Annotated in this window: 23 protein-coding genes; 6 read left to right on the forward strand and 17 right to left on the reverse strand. The window is 43.0% G+C overall.

Annotated elements, in window-relative coordinates; translation table 11 throughout:
• Positions 1 to 25: 25 nt before the first annotated feature.
• The gene (locus FGG15_RS11285; RefSeq protein ID WP_138836278.1) at positions 26 to 1,780 is read right to left on the reverse strand and encodes a PQQ-dependent sugar dehydrogenase; all 1,755 of its coding nucleotides are present in this window, start codon (positions 1,778 to 1,780) and stop codon (positions 26 to 28) included.
• 278 nt (positions 1,781 to 2,058) lie between these two features.
• On the opposite strand from FGG15_RS11285, the gene FGG15_RS11290 reads away from it, so the two are divergent.
• From FGG15_RS11290 to FGG15_RS11300, 3 genes are read left to right on the forward strand one after another with little or no spacing between them, the layout of a single operon-like run.
• Positions 2,059 to 3,279 (forward strand): sulfite oxidase, encoded by a 1,221-nt coding sequence (locus tag FGG15_RS11290; protein WP_138836279.1) that lies wholly within the window; start codon positions 2,059 to 2,061, stop codon positions 3,277 to 3,279.
• Between the two features lies 1 nt (position 3,280).
• On the forward strand, positions 3,281 to 3,733 hold the full coding sequence (locus FGG15_RS11295; RefSeq protein ID WP_138836280.1) for a monoheme cytochrome C: 453 nt from the start codon (positions 3,281 to 3,283) through the stop codon (positions 3,731 to 3,733).
• An 8-nt stretch (positions 3,734 to 3,741) separates the two neighbouring features.
• Positions 3,742 to 4,623, forward strand: a complete 882-nt coding sequence (locus FGG15_RS11300) for a sterol desaturase family protein (protein WP_138836281.1) — start codon at positions 3,742 to 3,744, stop codon at positions 4,621 to 4,623.
• Here FGG15_RS11300 and FGG15_RS11305 read toward each other — a convergent pair.
• From FGG15_RS11305 to FGG15_RS11380, 16 genes are all read right to left on the reverse strand, one after another.
• Positions 4,620 to 4,889, reverse strand: coding sequence for a heavy-metal-associated domain-containing protein (locus tag FGG15_RS11305; RefSeq protein ID WP_138836282.1), 270 nt, complete (start codon positions 4,887 to 4,889; stop codon positions 4,620 to 4,622). The genes FGG15_RS11300 and FGG15_RS11305 overlap by 4 nt on opposite strands.
• 34 nt (positions 4,890 to 4,923) lie before the next feature.
• Complete coding sequence (locus FGG15_RS11310; RefSeq protein ID WP_138836283.1) at positions 4,924 to 5,304, reverse strand: rhodanese-like domain-containing protein; 381 nt, start codon at positions 5,302 to 5,304, stop codon at positions 4,924 to 4,926.
• Between the two features lie 6 nt (positions 5,305 to 5,310).
• A complete protein-coding gene (locus FGG15_RS11315) occupies positions 5,311 to 6,720 on the reverse strand; it encodes an MBL fold metallo-hydrolase (protein ID WP_138836284.1) in 1,410 nt (469 codons plus the stop codon).
• 66 nt (positions 6,721 to 6,786) lie between these two features.
• Positions 6,787 to 8,511 carry a SulP family inorganic anion transporter gene (locus tag FGG15_RS11320; RefSeq protein WP_138836285.1) on the reverse strand — a complete coding sequence of 575 codons (1,725 nt, stop codon included), beginning with the start codon at positions 8,509 to 8,511 and terminating at the stop codon, positions 6,787 to 6,789.
• A gap of 62 nt (positions 8,512 to 8,573) precedes the next feature.
• Positions 8,574 to 9,206 (reverse strand): Crp/Fnr family transcriptional regulator, encoded by a 633-nt coding sequence (locus FGG15_RS11325; protein WP_138836286.1) that lies wholly within the window; start codon positions 9,204 to 9,206, stop codon positions 8,574 to 8,576.
• A gap of 51 nt (positions 9,207 to 9,257) precedes the next feature.
• Positions 9,258 to 9,671, reverse strand: a complete 414-nt coding sequence (locus FGG15_RS11330; protein WP_138836287.1) for a GNAT family N-acetyltransferase — start codon at positions 9,669 to 9,671, stop codon at positions 9,258 to 9,260.
• 43 nt (positions 9,672 to 9,714) lie between these two features.
• Positions 9,715 to 10,866: a phosphatidylserine decarboxylase gene (locus tag FGG15_RS11335; protein WP_161991960.1), complete on the reverse strand. Its 1,152-nt coding sequence runs from the start codon at positions 10,864 to 10,866 to the stop codon at positions 9,715 to 9,717.
• Between the two features lie 41 nt (positions 10,867 to 10,907).
• On the reverse strand, positions 10,908 to 11,465 hold the full coding sequence (locus FGG15_RS11340; protein ID WP_138836289.1) for a DinB family protein: 558 nt from the start codon (positions 11,463 to 11,465) through the stop codon (positions 10,908 to 10,910).
• 6 nt (positions 11,466 to 11,471) lie between these two features.
• On the reverse strand, positions 11,472 to 11,798 hold the full coding sequence (locus FGG15_RS11345; protein ID WP_138836290.1) for a winged helix-turn-helix transcriptional regulator: 327 nt from the start codon (positions 11,796 to 11,798) through the stop codon (positions 11,472 to 11,474).
• A gap of 131 nt (positions 11,799 to 11,929) precedes the next feature.
• A complete protein-coding gene (locus FGG15_RS11350; protein ID WP_138836291.1) occupies positions 11,930 to 13,015 on the reverse strand; it encodes an alkaline phosphatase family protein in 1,086 nt (361 codons plus the stop codon).
• Between the two features lie 100 nt (positions 13,016 to 13,115).
• On the reverse strand, positions 13,116 to 14,297 hold the full coding sequence (locus FGG15_RS11355) for a Gfo/Idh/MocA family protein (RefSeq protein ID WP_138836292.1): 1,182 nt from the start codon (positions 14,295 to 14,297) through the stop codon (positions 13,116 to 13,118).
• A gap of 14 nt (positions 14,298 to 14,311) precedes the next feature.
• Positions 14,312 to 15,640, reverse strand: a complete 1,329-nt coding sequence (locus tag FGG15_RS11360; RefSeq protein WP_138836293.1) for a Gfo/Idh/MocA family oxidoreductase — start codon at positions 15,638 to 15,640, stop codon at positions 14,312 to 14,314.
• A gap of 4 nt (positions 15,641 to 15,644) precedes the next feature.
• Entirely contained in the window at positions 15,645 to 17,021 is a 1,377-nt protein-coding gene (locus FGG15_RS11365) for a 3-keto-disaccharide hydrolase (protein WP_138836294.1), read from the reverse strand.
• A 38-nt stretch (positions 17,022 to 17,059) separates the two neighbouring features.
• Positions 17,060 to 18,505, reverse strand: coding sequence for a glucuronate isomerase (gene uxaC / locus FGG15_RS11370; RefSeq protein WP_138836295.1), 1,446 nt, complete (start codon positions 18,503 to 18,505; stop codon positions 17,060 to 17,062).
• Entirely contained in the window at positions 18,502 to 19,707 is a 1,206-nt protein-coding gene (gene uxuA / locus FGG15_RS11375) for a mannonate dehydratase (RefSeq protein WP_138836296.1), read from the reverse strand. The genes uxaC and uxuA overlap by 4 nt, the downstream gene beginning before the upstream one ends.
• Positions 19,708 to 19,719: 12 nt before the next feature.
• Complete coding sequence (locus tag FGG15_RS11380) at positions 19,720 to 20,571, reverse strand: SDR family oxidoreductase (protein ID WP_138836297.1); 852 nt, start codon at positions 20,569 to 20,571, stop codon at positions 19,720 to 19,722.
• A 91-nt stretch (positions 20,572 to 20,662) separates the two neighbouring features.
• Between FGG15_RS11380 and FGG15_RS11385 the strand changes: the two genes are divergently transcribed.
• The 3 genes from FGG15_RS11385 (at position 20,663) to FGG15_RS11395 (ending at position 22,206) form a co-directional block, all read left to right on the forward strand.
• Positions 20,663 to 21,337, forward strand: coding sequence for an NUDIX hydrolase (locus FGG15_RS11385; protein ID WP_138836298.1), 675 nt, complete (start codon positions 20,663 to 20,665; stop codon positions 21,335 to 21,337).
• A 109-nt stretch (positions 21,338 to 21,446) separates the two neighbouring features.
• Positions 21,447 to 21,659, forward strand: a complete 213-nt coding sequence (locus FGG15_RS11390; protein ID WP_138836299.1) for a hypothetical protein — start codon at positions 21,447 to 21,449, stop codon at positions 21,657 to 21,659.
• 67 nt (positions 21,660 to 21,726) lie between these two features.
• A complete protein-coding gene (locus tag FGG15_RS11395) occupies positions 21,727 to 22,206 on the forward strand; it encodes a GNAT family N-acetyltransferase (protein WP_138836301.1) in 480 nt (159 codons plus the stop codon).
• Positions 22,207 to 22,288 lie beyond the last annotated feature (82 nt).

Below are 22,288 nucleotides of genomic sequence, written 5' to 3' on the forward strand. Positions count from 1 at the left end.
GTTCTATTTAATGGGTATGGTTGTTCTATTGGTTTTCATCTTGTGCTTCCAATTTTGATCGTACTGCCTGAACTTCTTCCTCGGAAATGGCACTTGCATCGTTTCCAAAGTTAGACCGGATATAGGTTAGGACTTCTGCTATATCTTCATCACTTAAGAAACTGTGTTGAGGCATTACCCCGTTATAAACAGTTCCATTAATCTCGATGCTACCGTCCATTCCATCCAAGGTGACTCCGATGAGACGTTCCTTATCTCCGGTTACCCATTCTGTATCTACTAATGGAGGGAACCTGCCTGTGGCACCACCACCATCCCTTTGATGACAGGCGCTGCAATAGGTATAATAAGTTTGAGCTCCTCCTGAAATAATTTCGTCCTTGGTCAGGTCATCTTCTATTTCATCCGGGGTTCTAATATGGGACAATTCCTTTCTTGCTTCCATTGCTGCCAAATCACTCTCACCAAAAGTTGCCTTGTCCCCTTCAAATACAATTTTCCAGATCTTTCCTTTTACAGAATCCGACAAAAACATAGATCCATCCGGGCCAAATGCTATTCCCATAGGTCTGAATTTTGCATCCCTAACACTTACTATGGGATCCACTTTGGCAAAACCATCCACAAAAACTTCCCATTCTCCAGAAGGCTCTCCATTCTTAAAAGGTACAAAACCTACAAAATATCCAGATTGCGGGTAGGGCGCCCTATTTGTGGATCCATGAAAAGCAATAAAAGCTCCGTTCTTATAGCGTTCGGGAAATTGATCGCCTTGATAAAAAACCAAATCGTTGGGAGCCCAATGTCCCGGAAAGCCAATTATGGGGTCATCGCACTCCTCGCATCTACCTACTATTTTACCATCCCCACCATATTCAGGGGCCAGTACTTTCTTCTCTTGCAGTTGATCATAATAGCAATAGGGCCATCCAAAATCAGAACCCTCCTCAACTCTTATAAACTCCTCGGACGGAAGCAAGGCACTCTGCCAGCCATTGAACTTATTAGGAAATAATCGCAATAAATCATCCCGTCCATGGACTACCACATACAGATTTCTGTCATCTGGGTTCCAATCCATTGCCACTACGCTGCGAATCCCAGTCGCAAATTTTTGTCCATCCTCCTGTGTCTGATTTAGCTTATTGGCATCAAATTTCCAAATACCCCCGTGCTTCTCCAAATCCGGACAAGGATCTTGCCCTGGTGCACCCGGGGTTCTTTTTGGGCTCTGGCAGGCATTGGAAGGAGCGCCAAAAGGAACGTACATATTGCCTTCGTCATCAAAAGCCAACGGTTTACCAATATGCTCATGTTTACCGTGTTCATGGTCGTCTGTGAGAACCACTTCCACCTCTCCTTCAGGAATCAAGCTTCCAGGTGTTAATTTATAGCGATAAACTACCAGTTCGGAACTAAAGTAGAGGTAGCCGTTATACACATGCATAGCGGTTGCATAGCTCCATTTTTGCTTTTTTCGGTAACCTCCAAACTTATGGACTTCTTCGGCTTTGCCGTCATTGTTTGGATCGTGCAGTACGGCAATTGCCGAATTTTCATTTGAATTGCGGAGTTTGGCATAAACCTGACCTTCCGGTGCCACTGCTAAATGCCTTACCCGTTCAGCAATACTATCCACCATGACGGTGGCCTTAAATCCTTCAGGTAAGAACAACCCTCCGTTGGGTTCCCCTGTATCTTTTTCACATCCTGATGCAATTATACCGAACGCTACACCGAACAGTATAACCTTAAACTGTAGACGAATGCCTTTCCCCATGTTTTTGCTGTAATAATGGTTGATTATTGAGCGAGGTTCTTCAAGAACCTTTTTAAGGTATAACTATATTCTGTACGTTACCAAAAAAGTAGACGAAGGACGCTATTGCACCTCTTTACGCCGATATTCTACTGATAATATGCATTTTACCCATAATTGACCAAACCAACCCTTTAGAATATCATGCTGACACGGCTATAAAATGATATTTTTTAAGCTTGTCACTACTACTATATTCCGTATCTTTTGATGCTTCGATTTGGTATCTATTTTTGACTATGGACAGAAGAAAATTCTTGGGCAAAAGCATGTTGGGAACCCTTGCTGGGACACTTGGTTTTGAGATTGTTTTTGCCAACAAACTTCCCTCCAATTACCTTCCTCTTTTCCTACAGGATCAGGACCCGTTCAAGCTTTTTGGCAAAGACAAGGAGATGGTAGTACTCAATAACAAACCTTGGAACATGGAAGCCCAAGCCCATCTTTTGAACGATAAGGTTACTCCTAACAAATACATGTTCATCCGAAACAACGGTATCATCCCAACAAACATAGATACCTCGCAATGGACCTTGACCATTGATGGAGAATCAGTACAAACCCAAAAGCAGTTTTCGTTACAAGATTTAAAAATCAAGTTTGGGCAACATACCTACCAATTGACCCTTGAGTGTGGTGGTAACGGACGCAGTGAGTTTGATCCTCCCGCCAAAGGAAACCAATGGACGATCGGAGCAGTTTCTTCTGCCCAATGGACCGGCGTTCGCTTACGCGATGTTTTGGAATCCGTGGGACTCAAGTCCGATGCGGTTTATATTGGTTATCATGCTGCGGACAACCATTTGAGTGGTGACCCAAACAAAGAACCTATTTCTAGGGGTGTACCCATTTCCAAGGCACTACAGGATGAAACTCTGCTCGCCTTTCAAATGAACGGGGAGGACATTCCTTTGGCCCATGGATACCCTTTGCGATTGGTTTGTGGAGGGTGGCCAGCTTCGGCCTCGGGAAAATGGGTCAACCGCATCAGTGTTCGAAACAAAGTACATGACGGAGCCAAAATGGGAGGCAGTTCATACCGAGTTCCTTGTGAAAATGTATCCCCAGGGACCAAGGTGGAGGATGAGAATATGTGCATTATTGAATCCATGCCCGTTAAATCCTTGATCACCTACCCCAAAAGTGGGGCCCTGATCAAAGCCAACAGAAAGCTGAATATCAATGGCCATGCTTGGGCAGGTGAGCTTCAAGTGACCCAAGTGGAGTATTCCATTGATTTTGGAAGTACCTGGGTAACATGTAAGTTGGAGCAGCCTGTCAATAGGTTGGCTTGGCAGCATTTTTCGGCCACTATCAGCTTTCCCAAAAAAGGATATTATGAAGTATGGGCCAAAGCCACCGACCAAAATGGAAAAAGTCAGCCCATGGTATTACCTGGTTGGAATCCCAAGGGTTATTTAAACAATGCCTGTCATCGAATTGCCATTAAAGTAGTATAGCATGAAAAGGGATTTTAACCATCAAGTGAAGCAGCTATCGCGAATTCTCTTTTCATTTTTACTCTTATTTATAGTGTTGTTTGCCGGCTTGTTTTATTGGGTCAATCGTTCCCCTGATACAATACAAGAGACCGAAGAGGTTATCCCGCTTGTTGCTGTGGATGATAGTATAGAAAATGGCATTCATTTAGCAACAGGATTTGTCGACGATGATGGCATGCAGGCGACCATTCAAAATTGCACCAATTGCCATTCGGCCAAATTGGTAACGCAGAACCGCATGAGCCGGGAAGGTTGGGAAGCCACCATTCGCTGGATGCAAGAAACCCAAAACTTATGGGATTTGGGGGATAATGAAGACCTCATCCTTACCTATTTGGCCAAAAACTATGCCCCGGATTCCAAAGGTCGGAGGCAAAATATCAACCAAACGGAATGGTACGAACTTGAGTAGATTTAGTCATGGAATATATTGAGGCTTTTACAAACAGCTTTTTAGGTACGGCACAATGGACTTGGAAGTCCATCCTATTTCAGGTGCCTTGGCATGCGAATTATTTTTGGGGGTTGATGATCATTTCCTTGGTGGTATGGGTATTGGAAATTCTATTTCCATGGCGAAAAGGACAATCGATTTTCCGAAAGGACTTCTGGCTGGATGGCTTTTATATGTTTTTCAACTTTTTCATCTTCGCCATAGTGGTGAGCGGGGCGTACAAGATTTTGGAAATCCTTTTTGGCAAGCTCGGAATTACTGCCAAAAGTCTTGCAGTGGTCAATTTTACGGCATGGCCCGTTTGGCTTCAGTTACTCATCTTTTTTATAGTCTTGGATTTTGTCCAATGGTTTACCCATGTCATGCTTCATCGGTTCCCAGTGCTGTGGAGGTTTCATCAGGTGCACCATAGCGTAAAGGAAATGGGCTTTGCTGCCCACTTGCGATACCATTGGATGGAAAATATTCTATACAAACCGTTAAAGACCTTTGGGGTAATGCTCTTGGGAGGCTTTGAACCAGAGCAAGCTTTTATCGTACACTTCGCGGCCATTGCCATCGGTCACCTGAACCATGCCAATATCAAAATTACCTATGGGCCACTAAAGTACATTTTCAATAATCCCGTAATGCATTTGTACCATCATTCCTATGTTCTGCCCAAAGGGAGTTATGGAATTAATTTTGGGATAAGCCTAAGCCTTTGGGACTATCTTTTTAAAACGAATTACATTCCAGGAGATAGCGGTACCATTGCACTGGGATATCCAGGCGATGAGCATATGCCCAAAGCTTTTTGGGGGCAACTTTTTTACGGTTTCGGAAAACCCAAATCAAAGGATGCTTAGTTTCCGAATCGTCCTACAGCACAGCTGATATATGATTTGGCTTTGAGTAAAACTCCATTGTCATCTTCCAAGACAGGATAGCCAAGGGTTCTTAATTTTTCCCTTAGTACTGCAGCTGTAGGCTCAGCACCGTAGCTTACCTTGACCATTCCAGAATCTGGATTCACCTGTACCTCCTTGACATCTTCCATGGCTTCCAGTTTAGATACTATGGTATTGGCACAACCTCCACATTTCAGGTTTTGCACTTGAAATTCAATTTTCATTTAATAAAATATTATGTCTGGGAGAAATTTCTTTTTATTCTGTTGTTGTCCAATCATCATATCCACCTGAGTAATCATAGATGGTTTGGAAATCCAACTCTTGTAAAATTCCAACTGCACGATTACTTCGTCCCCCCATCTTGCAATAAAGATAAATGGGAGCTTGTTTGTCCATTTGCGATATCTGCTCTTTGAAATTAGAAGCATTAACATTGATGTTAATTGCATCTCCAATATGACCTTTCGCATACTCTTCTGGGGTTCTAACGTCCACCAATTGAACGTCTTGGCCCAAAGCCTCAGCCTGCATGGTAGCCTTGTCAATTTTCTTTATTGAGGTTTTCTTCTGTGGCTGACAAGAAAAGCACAATAGGCAACAAACAATTGACGCTAGGTACCGCAAGCTATTTTTCATTTGATATTATTTCAAGGTAGTGGGACACACATAGTCGGTGACGGGAATTCCCGCTTCTTTTATGGCCTTAAATCCACCGGCAACATCCACTAAATTATGAATTCCTCGACTCTTGAGAATGGATGCCGCAATCATACTCCGATAACCTCCTGCACAATGCACATAAAAGGTTTCCTCTGAAGGAAATTCAGCCAAATGATCGTTAAGAAAATCCAAGGGAGTCAAAGCAGCATCTTCTACATGCTCTGCCACAAATTCTGACTCCTTCCGAACATCAAAAACTGGAACTTTTTGCTCCAATCGTTGTTTAAAAGTAGTCGCGTCAACACTCTCAACGGAATCCAATTCCATACCAGCATTTTGCCAAGCTTCCACCCCGCCCTTTAAGTAACCTAAAGTACCATCGAACCCAACCCTGGACAATCTTGTAATGGTTTCTTCTTCCTTGCCTTCTGGGGCAATTAAAAGAATGGGTTGTTTTACATCAGCTATGAGCGCTCCTACCCAAGGCGCAAAACTACCACTCAGTCCAATAAAAATTGAACGTGGTACATGTCCCTTAGCAAAGTCGTCTTGATGACGTACATCCAACAGCACTGCTCCAGTATCATTGGCAGCTGTTTCAAAAGCATCTGGGCTTAGCCCTTGGGTTCCACGTTCCAAAACCACATCTATATCCTCATACCCTTCTTTGTTCATTTTTACATTTAATGGAAAGTACTGCGGTGGGGGTAATAGCCCATCTGTCACTTCGGAAATAAATTCTTCCCTTGTCATATTGGCCCTAAGGGCATAATTCATTTTTTTCTGATTCCCTAAGGTGTCCACTGTCTCTTTCATCATATTTTTTCCACAGGCAGACCCAGCTCCATGGGCAGGATAAACAATGATATCATCCGCCAAGGGCATAATTTTTGTCCGCAAACTGTCATAGAGGGTACCCGCCAGTTCTTCCTTTGTCATGTCCGCAGCTTTCTGAGCCAAATCCGGTCTGCCAACATCCCCTAAAAACAGGGTGTCACCACTAAAAATAGCATGGTCTTTTCCGGTTTCATCCTTGAGCAAAAAGGTGGTGCTTTCCATGGTGTGTCCCGGAGTGTGAAGCACTTTTATGATAAGCTTCCCCAACTGGAATTCCTGACCATCCTTGGCAATAATGGCCTCAAATGACGGGTTGGCCATAGGGCCATAAACTATGGGGGCACCTGTTTCCTTGGATAAGGTAAGGTGGCCACTCACAAAATCGGCATGAAAATGCGTCTCTAGAATATACTTGATCTCGGCTTGGTCTTCCTTAGCCCTTTTGAGGTAGGGCTCCACTTCCCTTAAGGGATCTATAATAGCTACTTCACCTTCACTTTCTACATAATAAGCCCCCTGGGCCAAGCATCCTGTATATATCTGTTCTATTTTCATGATTTTGAAATTTTGTTCAAAAATAACTTCATTGCATCAACCCTACAGTGACCAAAGTTACAAAGCTTAGGTTTTAGATTGCAGGGATATTTTTTCCTGGATTTTACTGCGCTTCTTTTGATTGGAGCAGTACTCCACGGCCTCCAAGATTTTTACAAAAAGGTTTTCTTTCCCGATGATATCAATCAAACCACTGCTCTTAAAGATATCCCTTGTGGGACCAATTGCTCCGGAAATAAAAAACTGGATTCCTTTTTTCCGAAGATCCTTGACGATTCGCTCCAGCATGGCCGCTCCGCTACTATCGATATAATTTATGGCCTCCGCATTGAGAATTACAAATTTTAGCTGACTTCCTTTCAAGCCAACCTGTTTGTAAAGCTGTCTTTTAAAATAATCCCTATTCCCAAAATACAATTGCGCATCAAATCTTAAAATCAACTTATCTGGATCTACCTCCACTTCTTCAGAAAAGCGATCAATATTTTTGAAGTAGTCCGTGTCCTTAATTCTGCCCAAAATGGCAATATGGGGATGCGAAGTCCTATACACCAACAAAAACAAGGAAAGTAAAACCCCCAATAAAATGCCCTCAATGAGACCTATAAAAAGCGTCATTGCAAATGTTATGAGCAATAAGAAAAATTCATCCTTTCTATTTCTCCAAAGGGCCAAGGGATATTTTAAATCTACAAGCCCAAACACAGATACCATAATGATGGCGCCTAAGACCGCCGTTGGCAAATTGTAAAACAAGGGAGTCAGGAAGAGTAATGTCCCAGCAATAAAGAGGGCACTGAACACCAAGGACATTCCAGTCCTGGCACCCGTATTTTCATTGACCGCTGTTCTTGAAAAGCTTCCAGAGACCGGTAAGGATTGAAAAAAAGAGCCCAATAGATTGGATAGCCCCAAGGCCCTTAATTCTTGATTGGCATCCAGTTCATATTCCGGATGACGCTCTTCCAAAGTTTTAGCAATTGCAATGGCTTCCATAAATCCATAGAGTGCCACAGTAATGGCCAGGGGCAGTATTTCTCCAAACTCAATCAGCTGAACATTGGGAAATTGAAACCCGGGCAGACCTTCTGGAATGGCTCCTACTAAGGGAACACCTCTATTTTCCAAGCCAAAAAGGGTAACGGCCAAAATCCCGAGTATAACGATGAGCAGGGCGATTGGCAACTTTTTTCCCACTTTTCCCAAAAGCAGGATTATGGCTATGGCCACCAAACCCACCATAAGGGCATAGGTATTGGCATAGGACAAGCTGTTGAAAATATTCTGTAGCAACTCATGAATTTTGCTCGATTGTGGGAATTGAGTGCCCAGAATATGTTTCAATTGCCCTAGACCAATCAAAATGGCAGCTGCGGAAGTAAACCCACTGATTACCGGTTTTGATAGAAAATTAACGAAGAATCCCATTCTAAAGAATCCAAGTAAAATCTGTAGTCCCCCTACAACCATGGTCAAAAAAAGGACCGCAGCTATATAATCCTCCAAAGAAGCCAAATGCAAGGCCCCGATTCCAGCGGCCACTAATAGGGAATCCATTGCAACAGGCCCAACTGCCAACTGCCTGGAAGTACCTGTTATTGCGTAAACAAGTTGTGGCACCAGGGCAGCGTATAATCCATAAATGGGAGGTAATCCAGCAATCATGGCATAAGCCATGCCTTGGGGCACCAACATAACCCCTAAACTTGCGCCTGCAAACAAATCACTCACCAAGGCCGTACGATCGTACTTTTTTATCCAGGACAAAATGGGAAAATACCGTGCTAACATTTAGTGGCTTTGGGCAAATGTAAGGTAGTTCATTCTGATTTTCGGTAACCTAAGACACAAACCTAAAGGTCTATAAGTTCTATATAGTTTCTATGTAAAATCAGTTTCTGCATCTTTTCCAGCTTCTTTAGCAGCCTGGAAACCACAACTCTAGACGTATGTAGATCGTATGCAATTTCTTGGTGGGTGCTCCTAATGTATTTATCATTGGTAACCTCGGATTTCTTTACAAGGTAGTCCACCAATCTCTGGTCCAAATTCTTAAATGCTATGCTATCCACGGTCTGCATCAACTCGTTCAATCGGCTGTGGTAACTGTCAAAAACGTAATTTCTCCATCCCCTGTACTTTGCCAGCCATTCTTCCATTTTTTGCACGGGAACCATAATCATTTTGGCTTCGGTTTCCGTAATGGCCCTGATCTCACTTTTGGTCTGTCCCAAACAGCAAGCCATGGTAACCGAACAGGTCTCACCTTGCTCCAAATAATACAAAAGCAGTTCGTCCCCTTCATCATCCTCCCTAAGAATTTTTATTGCTCCTGATAACAACAAAGGCATGCTTCTTACATAATTGCCAATATCCATCAACATTTCCCCTGCCGGATATTCCACAAGCTTGCCCACACTCCTAATTTCTTCCAACAACGGCTGCTCAAAATGATTCCCGAAGATGTTGTACAGTTCAGTCTCCATGGTACAGAATTACTTCTTAAAAGTAGTCATTTAACTTCGTAAATTCCCAGGTTATTTCTGTACGATTTTGAACATGCCAGGGCCTTTCATTGGACGTTTGGAATAGCCAAATTGATGATAGAACGAAGCAACTCCCTGTGCAGCCATAAGCCCCACAAAGGCATATTGGGAGATGGTTTGATTTAGGTACTTTTCGATTTCCTGCATTATCATTCTACCTATACCCTTCCCTTTAAATTCAGGATGAACAATTACATCCTGAACGTAAAAATAGATGGCTCCATCTCCCACTACCCTTCCCATTCCAACCGGCTGATCGTTGTAGCACGCACAGACCGAGAACAAATCGTTTTTCATTGCCCGTTCCACTTGGTTGTCCTCCAGTTTTTCCCATTCGGTTGTTGCTCTCAACTGTTGATAATGCCTTAAGGTCAATGGTATAAACTGCAGCTGTGACTTGTCCACTTTTATAACTATTTATAAATCAAAATACAACCAAAAGCTTTCCTTAGTTATGTAAATCCCCAATTTTCTGACCCAAGTTGATGCTGATACCTCCCAGTTTCCCTTTTTCGAACAATAGAAGCACCGTTGAGCCACCATACGCAAAGTGACCCAGCTTGTCTCCTTTATATACCTGCACCGGAGCTGTAGACTTTATGTTCTTAAACTTTTCTTCAAACACAACCGATCCAATGGTTTGGAGTCCGATGGGAATCATGGCAATGTGACCAAATTCCTTGGTGTCAATAATGTAATATCCATGTTTGAAATTTTGGAAAACACTGTAATCTTTATTGTAGGCGACATTACCATCATTGATGATGTCCAAAATATCGGGCATTCCAAAAAGTCTATCCCCAACTTCTTCGTTGGATTCCACCATAATCCCAGATATGGGTGCATGAAAATGGTGATAATTGGTAGGTAACAGAAATACGGCCATGGCCTTTCCTCCAACAAATTTTTCAGCAAATTTTGAATTTCCAAGGAGCTCCTTCAAACTTAAGGTCATTCCTGCCTTGGTGGGCAGTTTGGAATCCATTTGGACGTCATTATTGATCATATTGATCACCCCATCTGCCGGGGAAACCAAAACCGAATTGTCATCAATGGCGGTAATGGGCCTTGCTCCCGGTTTTAAATCGCGGGTGAAAAAGTGGTTAAAAGAGGTAAATCCGCCTTCTGGATACACAAAATCCTCATGACCTAAATTGGGGTTGGATAACCATTTATCCACCTTCTTAGTGGAGGCCTCGCTATCCATAAATTTTCCTCGTTCCTCCACAAAATCCAAAGACCAACTTAGACCTGGTTCTTCCAAAATAAACTGCATTCCATCTGGATTTTTGTAGTACAGAAACGAGAATTCAATGATTCGGTCCAAACCATCATCCGTCATGGGAAGAAAATAGAACCACTCGTTCAAAAAGGCATATAGGTCTTCCACATCCTTGCCCTTCCATGGATTGGTAGAACCATCAGGCAGAGGGTGGACATTCTTGAACATTTTGTCCACAGTTTGCTTAAAATCCTTGTCAGTTGTATACAGTTGTTTCAACTCACTTACAGGTTTACAGTCTTCTTGGGCCCATAGTCCAGTTTGGAGACCCACAAATAAAAACAGGAATACAAGATTCCAATGCACTTGCTTTTTCATAGTTGCATTCATTTAGATTACTAATTAAAATTGCGGGGGAACTAAAGGTTTCTTTTAAGGTACCTTTCTTTGATAATATTTATATGCCGGAGTTCGTGACCGGCTATGTGATAGGCCAAGGCCCTGACAGTTCTCTTGTTGATAATACTGCCGTCATGATCAATTCCAGCACCTCCTCTAAGGAAGCTACCTTCTGGTAGATTCAGAAAAAGTGAAATCGTTGCTTTTCTCACGGTTTCGTATTCCTGAAAGATATCATCCAGACTTCTGGAATTGGCATTGGAACAACTCGCATACGCATCTTGGTCAAATCCATGTAGCGGTGTGGAATCGTTACGGGCGTATCTCAATGCCCTATAGGCAAAAATACGCTCGTCATCAATCAAATGTACCAAGATTTCCTTGATGGTCCATTTACCCTTGGCATATCGATAGCTCATTTGGTCTTCGGTCAAATCCAATACCAACTTTTTAAGATTTAGAAAATTGGTCCATAAGTGTTCCAATACTTTTCCATCATCTTTCATCAAATCCATATAGATGCTGGAGTAAGCTGGATATTCTGTGGGTTGTGGTTTATCTATTCTTCTTTTCACCATGGCTACTTATTTGAAATTCTTGGCCCATCCTTTGGCCCAGTTGCCCAAAGGTTCAATGAGTTCGTACAATTCCTTTCCGTGCTGGGTCAACGCATACCCTTCTACTGTTCTAACAATGAGATGGGAATCCCTTAATTCTTTTAAGCGCTTATTTAAAGTGGTTGGGGAAATGGTCTCACAATATTCCTGCAACCTTCTAAAGGTACTAGGGCCCTTATAGAGGTGCCAAACGATACCCATGGCCCAACTGCGGCCCAATAGATCTAAGAGCGCCATAACCGGCGCCCCGGATTTTGATCCCCTAACGGGTTTCCCTGGAATAGGTAATGCCATACATATTCTGTTTTGCTACATTATTTATAGCAAAGCTACACATTGCGTAGCGTCTTACCAAAATTTTTGATCTATGTTTCGAGTTTCAACTAACGTAAACCAACAAAATGGCAGACAGAACTTGCTTAACCTTAAAACTTCAGTGGTTTTCCCTTGATTTCGTCGGAATTGATCGGAACATCCAATATGTCAAGAATTGTAGGTGCAATTTGGTTGGTATACCATTGTTCCTCCCTCTTCATTTCTCCCAAAGCGGGAATCCCTTTGCCGAAAACCACCAACCAAACTTGGTCGGTACCTTTTATATTGGACCCGTGGCTTGTCCAAGTATCCAAGGGTTGGGTGCCCCTACCATGGTCCGTTGAAATAAGAAATACGGTTTGATCTTTATAAAATTCATCTTGTTGGGTAAACTCCCAGATTTCTTTGATCAATCCATCTGTATTGTTCGCTGCTTTTAGATACGCCTGATAGTCTCCTTCATGTGCAAAATCATCTGTCTCCCCATAAGCAATGTACACCAGTTTTGGATGCTTCTTTTTCATGTGTTCCAAGGCAAAATGGTGGGTAAAAGCATCTAATCGTACAGAACCCCATGGGCTGGGAATCTGCTCTTGCAACTTATTCAGAAACTGCTCCCTTGAATTTGGATTTTTGGTGGCGGATTCAAATCCGGCGTTAACCGGAACCCCGGAACGCTCTTCGTTAACAATGAATGGGAAAACATCCCAACTGCCAAAAGCAGCCACCTTGCCTTTACCCGTTTCGGTTTGATTGTAGCGTTCCAAAACCGTGGTATTGGGGTTATTGAATTTGTCATTGCTGGTGATTCGGGCATCATCAGCGGCGCCAGTCAAAATTTCGTTATAGCCAGGATAGGAGAACCACATTGCATTGGTCAGGTTCATCTTACTACCCACCGAGCGATTGCCGTGCAGTTGCCCCATGGAGGTCACTTTACTCCAAAAAAATGGCATAAGGGCTTTCCTTCTTTCAGTTGCTGTTGCCCTCCAAAAAGAATTTTTGAGCTGGGTCGTATCGTGCACATATTCCTTGTTGGCAATCAATAGGGAATCCGCTCCCGTGAAGAGTTCCTGCCAGCGTAATCCATCCAATGTAATCAAGACCACCTTTGGCGGTTCATTGTTCTGGGCGAAAACCCAAATCGAACTAAAAGCAAAAATGGCAAGACATAGGTTTCTGGATAGATTTTTCATCGTATTAGAGGGTTGGTTATAGCATGCAAGGTATAGAACAAAATCCGTTTCCGGCTTGCCTAGTCCTATTTGTTAGGCCTAAACGTTGGGAGTAATGAGCTTAGGACTTAAAATCCCAGTGTACGATCTTTTGGTCATACATTGCGTCCAGACCCATCTGCACGCAAACAGCAGCATTGGCTCCGGTGGTTATGTCCGATATAGGTTTTTTATTGGTAAGGATACTGTCCCTAAAATCTATCAGCGCCTGTTTGCTTGGATCTAAGTGTTCCGCCTTGATAGGTATTCCCTTTCCTTCCTCCCAGTTCACTGTCGCTCCAGATACTCCATCCACTTCACCTAGCTCTCTCTTGTATCCTTTTTCTGGATAGAACCACGCCTTTGTATAGCCCAAAACTATACTTCCTTTATCTCCCATGACCTTAATTTGGTAATCTCCCATGGCATTGCCCGTCAAACAGGTAAAAGTAGCTTTGGCACCACTTGGATAACTATAGATCAATTGGATGTTGTCATAAGTTTCCCGACCGTCCTTCCAATAATCAATGCCACCAACACCCATTACTTGTTCTGGGGTATCTTCCAGCACCCAATTGACAAAATCTATTTGATGGGAACAAAGTTCAGCCACTAATCCGCCGGAATATTCCCGGTACATTCTCCAATTGATAGCGCGTTCCCATTTGGGATCTGGAACCGGACGTCTCCAATCTCCGTTTCGGTTCCACTGACAATCAAAAGCAATGACTTTTCCAATCTTACCCTGTTTGATCAAATCCACCACATGGGTGTATAATCTTGAGCTATGGTATTGATGGCCTGTTTGAAAAATAGCTTTTGAATTGTTTGCTTTATGAATCAGATTTCGAATACCATCATATCCTTTGGCCAGGGTCTTTTCGCAATACACGTGTTTTCCGGCATCCAACGCATCCATGGCAATTCTGGAATGTTCATTGAAGGGTACCGCCACCAAAACGGCATCCACATTTTTATTGTCCAAAAGCTTCCTATAGTCGGAATATCCTTTGGCCTTTCCACCGGCCTTGGTCAATCCATTTTCCAGTCGAAATGGAAGTACGTCACAACATGCGGTCACCTCCAACCCTTGAATATCTTGAATAATAGGGCTCAATCCAGCCCCCCTATCTCCCGTGCCGATCACACCTATACCAATATTCTTTTCCTTCTTCCCAAGTACATTGGCCCCCCAGATCGGGTTAGCTGCAGTAATAGCAGTTGCGGCCAAACCACTTTTTGCGACAAACTCCCTTCGCTTCATTATATTTTGGTTTCTTATAATTTAGGTTCCCACCCTTTTTCATATTCGCGCGCCCAGTTTTTCATGGCGGCTTCACTATTTAACACTTTCCCAGTATTCGTGTCTATTTTTAAGGTATGACCTACATCTTGGGCCATATTACCCAAATGACAGAGCATGGTCGATATACTTGCATCAGCTATTGGAGCATGCATTGCCTTGTCCTCTCTAATAGCGTCAAAAAAGTTACCTACGTGATCTACATCCAACCCACCAATGCCTTGGGTATTGGTGGTGGCACTTGCTGTTCTTTCAAACTCTAATTTAATAGGGTTTCCTGCAAGGTCGTACAATTTATAAAAGTTTCTGCTTAATTCAATGCTTCCCTTGCTTCCATAAATGGTAATTCCCCGTCCTGGGCGTTCTGGTTTCATAACTCCTCGGCTGTGTCCTGTCCAAGTGATGAATTTGTCACCCTTAAACCCATAGGTCACTTGTTGGTTGTCCACAAATTCCCAGTCGTCATCATAGGTATATTTCCCACCAAAGGACGTAACGGTCTGCGGTAAATCGACGCCCAATGCCCATCTACAGATATCTATCTCATGGGTTCCATTGTTATGAATTTCCCCAGTCCCCCAAGTCCTGAACCAATGCCAGTTGTAGGGATGCACATTATCTTTATACGCCGTTCTTGGAGCTGGTCCCTGCCAAAGATCCCAATCCAAGGTTTTGGGAACATCTATAAGGTTTCCTTTACCAATGGACCCCCTATTATTGGAATAATAGGCTTCTCCTTTATAAACATCCCCAATTATTCCTTCTTTAATTTCCTTTACTGCCAATTGTGAAGTCTTGGCGGAACGCTGTTGATTCCCCATTTGTACCTTTTTGTTGTACTTCTTTTGGGCAGCTACCAATAAAGTGTTCTCGTGGGCATTGTGGCTACATGGTTTTTCTACATATACATGTTTTCCTGCCTGCATGGCCATGATGGCCATAGGTGCATGCCAATGCTCTGGAGTGGCAATAAAAACAGCATCCACATCCTTATCTTCAAGGATTTTTCTAAAATCTTTCTCTACCTTGGGCACATATCCAATGTTTTTCTGGCACCAAGCATTGTGCTCCTCAATGATCAAATCGTCCACATCACAGTTGTAAAGTACCCTGGCATTTGGAAAAGCACTGATTGCCTTTACGTGGGCCTTTGCCCTACTTCTTACCCCAATAACCGCACAATTGATACGATCATTGGAACCCAATATGTTGGTGTATCCCATTTTGGGAAGAACTAATCCCCCCATGGTCAATGCAGCGGTTCCCGCTGTTGTTTTTTTGATGAAATTTCGTCTTGTTCCCATGGCCTTAATCTTGTATAATTGATTTTATCTTGATGTTTCTGAAGCTTACCAAATCTCCATGATCTTGTAGCAATATGTGTCCCTTGTCCGATTCTCCAAAATTGGGCCACTTCTCATATTTGCTTTCGGATACCAGTTTGCGATAGTCATCGCTTTTCCTTTCGTATTCCAAAACCTTTACTCCATTGAGCCTATGCTCCACGTGATTGTTTTTTGAAATGATATGTGCCGTGTTCCATTCCCCAATGGGGTTCGCTGGTTTATTCATATCGGCCTGAATCAAATCGTAAAGTGAGGCAAGTGTCCGGCTGCCTTCGTGATTCCCCAATTTCGCATCTGGGTGACGGGCATCATCCAAAATTTGATATTCCAAACCAATGGAAGACCCAGGGCCCTTGTTCAAGTCGGTATCCACATAATATTTGATACCGCTATTGGCACCTTCGGTTATTCTAAAGTCCACCTTTAGCTCAAAGTCTCTATAGGTATCCAACGTAACTATGTCTCCACCTGCAGTAGATTCGGCACCGCCGGAAGCCAAGACAGAAAGTACTCCATCTTCAATGGTCCAACCTTGTTCTGGAAAGTTATCCAATCTGGCACCACGCCATCCATTAGTGGTTTCACCATCCCATAATAGCTGCCATCCCCTTTTATTCTCGTCAAGAGTAAGTTGATTTTTGGTTAGGATCGGCTGTATCGGTGTTGGCTTGGCATACTTTGACAAACTATCAGTCAAAATTTTAATGTTTTTCCATATCACTTCCGTCCCTGCTTCTTTATCCTTTCCAATACTGTGCACTTGCAATGCAATGAATCCTTCGGCTGTTTTGTCATCAATTAAGTGTGCTGCCGGAACTCCATTGATCCAAGTTTTTAAGGTGTCCCCAATAGCCTCAATCCGATAATGGTTCCAATCATTTTGTTTGAATGCCGCTTGGGCCTCCGGATTATTTTCCAATGGATTTAGCCATCCTCTTCTCCCTTCATCATATATTCCAGCACTCCAAGCCCGGTCAGATGGATCTATTTCAATTTGATACCCATGAACACGCCCATCCAAATAGTATGGAAGGCTGTTGCTCCGAATCTGGATGCCTGAGTTCATGGTTGAGTCCACTAAATACTCCAACTCCAGAATAAAGTCACCATACAATTTATCCGTGGTCATAAATGAATTGGGGGTATCGTGTTTCGTAATACCCACAATACTTCCGTCCCTTACTTCATAGGTAGCCACACCTCCTTTTTGGTTCCATCCGTTTAAGGTTTCACCATCAAAAAGATACGTCCATGGCGTATCATCCTTTTCCGAGCATCCCGTAAAACAAAGGCCCAGGAGTGCAAAAGCCGCAATTAGATTGATTTTGATTTTTCCCATTTCAACAGATTTAAGGTTTTTGATTGTTCTTTTATTTTTTATTTCTGATTTGCTGTTTGTTCAACTACCGACTTTGCATTGTTCCTTTCAAAATCAAAGTAGGATTTGGCGTTGTTGTAGCTGATATCTTGGATCATCTTGCCCACAAAAGGAATGTCATTTGGCACCAAGCCTTTTTTAATATCATTCCCAAAAATGTTGCAAAGCAATCTTCTAAAGTATTCATGTCTTGGAAAGGATAGGAAACTTCGGGAATCTGTCAGCATTCCAACAAAACAGCTCAACAGTCCCATATTGGATAAGGTGTTGATTTGCTTTTCCATGCCATCCAATTGGTCCGTATACCACCAGGCCGACCCAAACTGCACCTTGCCCTTGATAGACCCATCATTAAAATTCCCGGCCATGGTTGCAAATACCTCGTTTTGCGATGGATTTAAATTATAAAGGATCGTCTTTGCCAACTGATCGGTCTTGTCCAGTTCGTTCAAAAATTTGGACATAGACTGCGCTTGCTGAAAATCCCCAATAGAATCAAAACCGGTATCCGGGCCTAATGTGCCCAACATGCGTTCGTTAGTATTCCGTAGCGCGCCCAAATGAAATTGTTGGGTCCATCCATATTTATGGTATTCCTTGCAAAGATGAAGTAGCGTTTCAAATTTGAAATATTGGATTTCTTGAATCTCAAGAGCTTTTCCAGCCAACACTTTTTTAAAGAGCGTTTCAACATCAAAAGTTCCTGGTTCAAAAAAGTACAGTTGATCCAAGCCGTGATCGGATAAACGGCTTCCCGCTTGATGAAAAAAAGCAATCCTATTTCTTAAAGCATCTAGATAATCTTGATAGTTGGCAATGGAAATCCCTGTGACGTCGGCCAAACGTTCAATATAGTCCATCACAGTTTTCACATCTTCAACCGCATATGCCTTGTCCGGCCTAAAAGCAGGTAACATTTGTAGTCCCAAGTTGCTTTGTCCAGCGCTTAAGTGGTGCTCCAAGCTATCCAAAGGATCATCAGTGGTACAAAGCAGTTCCACCTTCATCTGTTGTAAAAGACCCAAGGTGCTATGACTTCTTTCTTGTAGTTTATCGGAGGTTTTCTGGTAGATTTCTTTTCCGTTATTTGGCGTCAACAACTGGTCTATGCCAAAATACCGTTGCAATTCCAAATGGGTCCAATGATACAGTGGATTCCGAAGCGTATGGGGAACTGTCTCTGCCCATTTCAGAAACTTATCTTGATCGGAGGCAGTTCCGGTAATGTACTTTTCATCAATCCCCAAGGCACGCATGGCCCTCCATTTGTAGTGATCTCCGTGCAGCCAGACTTCTGTGATATTTGCAAACTGATGATTGGAGGCAATTTCCGCTGGAGGTAAATGATTGTGGTAATCAATGATTGGCATCTCCTTGGCATAGCCATGGTAAAGTTCTTGTGCAAACTTCGTTTCCAACAAAAAGTTTTCCGTAATGAATTTCATAGCTCCATGGATTTTTCAATACCCAACATCAATCCTCTTAATTCGGCCAATCCCCTTAAACGACCAATAGCCGAATACCCTGGATTGGTCTTTTTGGACAGATCATCCAACATTTGATGCCCATGATCGGGCCGCATGGGCAATCTGCAATCTTTTCTTCCGCTTTTTAGGCGCTTGGCACGTTCCATCAACAAAGATTTCATAACGCCGTACATATCCACATCTCCATCCAAATGGTCTGCTTCAAAAAAGTTCCCGGCTGCATCTCGTCTGGTGCTTCGCAGGTGGACAAAGTTTATTCGATGCCCCAATCTATCCACCATCCCGGCCAAGTCATTATCAGACCGAACCCCATAAGATCCAGTGCAAAAACACAGTCCATTGTTGGGACTTTCATAGGCTCCCAATAATTGCTTTGCATCTGTTTCCGTGCTCACCACGCGGGGCAATCCAAAAATGGGAAAAGGTGGATCATCTGGGTGAATGGCCAACAGTACTCCAGAGTCTTCCGCAACTGGAGCAATCTCCTTAATAAACGCGTAAAGGTTTTCCCTCAATTCCTTATCTCCAATACCTTTATAGGTATCCAATACCTGCTGAAATTGATTTACGGTATAACCCTCTTCTGCGCCCGGTAGTCCGGCAATTATATTTCGGGTGAGCTTGGTTTTTTGTTCCTCATCCATTTGATCAAATACCTTTCGAGCTTTATCTTTTTCCGCTCCGGAATAAGATTCGTTCGCCTCTGGTCTCTTCAAGATAAAAAGTTCAAAAGCTGCCAATTCTGCTGCATCATATCGCAAGGCTTTGGAACCATCTGGCATTGCGTATGCAAGGTCGGTCCGAGTCCAGTCCAACACGGGCATAAAGTTGTAGCAAACCGTATCAATACCGCATTCCCCCAAGTTTCGGATACTTTGCTGATAATTGGAAATGTACTCCTTGTAAGCGCCTGTATGCTTTTTAATGTCCTCATGGACGGGAATACTTTCCACCACAGACCAAGTGAGGCCTTTTTCCTCAATCTCATTTTTTCTTTGGGAAATTTCTTCTTTGGACCAGACTTCCCCATTCGGAATATGATGCAGGGCCGAAACAATGCCTGTTGCTCCCGCCATGGCAATATCATCTAAGGAAACCGGGTCATTGGGACCGTACCAGCGCCAAGTCTGCTCTAACCCTAAATGTTTTGTTGTTTGCATAAATCCTATCGTTTAAACTCCGCTAAAAGCACTAAATCCGCCATCTATTGGCACCGTAATCCCCGTCACAAATTTGGATTGATTACTGGTAAGCCATAAGGTGGTTCCTACCAAATCCTCCGGTTCCCCAAAACGATTCATGGGGGTGTGTTCCAGAATGGTCTGTCCCCTGGGAGTCAGGTTCCCATCGGTTTGGGTCAGTAAGGTTCGGTTCTGTTCTGTTAGAAAAAAGCCGGGGGCCAATGCATTTACGCGAATGCCAACCGGGGCAAAATGCACGGCTAACCACTGGGTAAAATTGCTCACTGCTGCCTTCGCCCCACTGTAAGCAGGAATTTTGGTCAATGGCCTATAGGCGTTCATGGAGGAAACATTCAAAATAGAACATCCTTCCCTGTCCACCATGTCTTTTGCGAAAATTTGAGTGGGTAATAGCGTTCCAATAAAGTTTAGGTTGAACACAAACTGGATTCCCTCTGGATCAAGATTGAAAAAAGTCATTAAATCCTCATCGGCCTGAAGGTCCTCAGGAAATAAATGGGTTTTACTGGTGGTTCCCTTGGGATGGTTTCCGCCGGCTCCATTGATTAAGATATCGCAGGGTCCCAGTTTCTGATTTACTTCAGTATGGGCCAACTCCAAGCTGTCCTTTTGTAGTACGTTGGCCTTTACGCCAATAGCTTGCCCTCCTTTTTTAATAATGTTGCTGGCAATTTGGTCTGCTGCATCTTGGTTTAAGTCCAACACCGCCACTTTGGCGCCTTGCTCTGCCAAGTAATCCGCCAAAGTGCTGCACAGCACGCCACCACCTCCGGTCACGACTGCTACTTTCCCCTTTAAATCTTCGTATTTCGGAATGGTCATTTGCAATTTTATATTATTCTGTGTACTTTTTACACAGATAAAGATATGCATTTTTTTATAAGCACAAAAATTCTACTTTAGCATTCTACCCATGAGTACACAGAAAGACCTCCAAAACATCCAAGTTAGACCGGACTCCTTTGAGTGTTCAATTACTGCGGACATTACCGTTTTTGGGTATGTGGACAACAAGTTGAAGGTCCTACTCCTTAAAAAAACCGTTGGGGATTTTAAGAATCATTGGATGGTCCCCGGCGGGGTCATGGAGACCCACGAAACGGTGGAGGACTGCGCTGCCAAAGTCCTATTTGCGCTCACAGGTTTCAAGGACATTCACTTTGAACAGGTAAAAACCTATAGCTCGCTGGACAGACACCCTTTAAAAAGGGTAATCACAGTTTGCTTTTATGCCTTGGTAAAACCTGAAAACCATCCTCTGACATTGCGTAGCGATGTGCAACAAATCCATTGGTTTGATGTGGACGAGCTTCCTGACCAATTGGGTTTTGACCACGAGCAATTGATCAAGGATGCTTATTTGTTTGTACAGACCAATCTTAGAGACCGATTGGTTGTTGGAGAACTCCTGCCCAAGCAATTTACCTTACCTGAACTTCAGAATTTGTACGAACATATACTAAATGTAAAGCTGGACAAACGGAACTTTAGGAAGAAGATGTTCCAGATGGATATTCTTCAAAATACCGGGCAAAAGAAAGTAGGGATTAAAGGTGGTCCTTTGCTCTACGAAGTCAAAAAAGCTTGATTATCAGCACACTATATTCTTTACTCTTATTTTTATTTCCGATTTTGTAATTCCATAGGTGACATCACTACAAAAAAAAGTGTCCCATTATTGAACAAACAACTAACTCATGGAAATCCGCAAAGTAAAAAAGTACAAGGTGAAAAAACGATTCAGCATTGGCATGAAAATGTGCGATAAAAATGAAATCCTTTATATAGAGGACGCCAATGAAGAAACCGACGACGTTCAAAAAGTCTTTGGCGAAAACAAGAACTACCTCAACGACATCTCACTTCAAATGTTCCTGGCCCTCAAGGGTGAATTTATACAAAAAACATAGCTGTTAACAATCCCTGCTTCTTTTTTCACTGCTGTAATGGGTGTACCTTTAATCCAATGGGTATCCCATGAAACTGAAAGAAGCAAAAACGAAGAAAGAATATCAACAGGCCGCCGGCCTGTTCAAAATGTATGCTGCCCAAATTGGGGTGGACTTGGAGTTTCAAAATTTTAGCCAGGAAATTGAAAACCTCCAAGCACAGTACTCACGTCCTACCGGAGTGCTGTTTTTGGTCTATGATGCCCAAGAAAATCCCGTAGGTTGCTTTGGCGTACGAGCGTTGGACAGCTCCGTTTGTGAGTTAAAAAGAATGTATGTGGTTAACGAGGCCCGAGGACTGGGACTGGGAAAACAACTTTTGGAAAAATCCATAACGGTAGCTAAGGAGTTGAGCTATACAAAAATGCGTTTGGACACGCTTCCCAGCATGCTCCATGCCATCGGATTGTACACCAAGGCCGGTTTTTATGAAATTGAACCCTACCGTTATAACCCTATTGAAGGTGCTAAATATTTTGAGATTGACTTCAGTCAAATTCCAAATTGAAAATCCCAAATTCCAAAATACCGAGAATCCAACCATCCAATAATCGAACTGTCCAAAGAACCTATGTTATGAAAGGCTATAT

Source organism: Flagellimonas algicola (assembly GCF_005937185.1).
GTDB lineage: Bacteria > Bacteroidota > Bacteroidia > Flavobacteriales > Flavobacteriaceae > Flagellimonas > Flagellimonas algicola.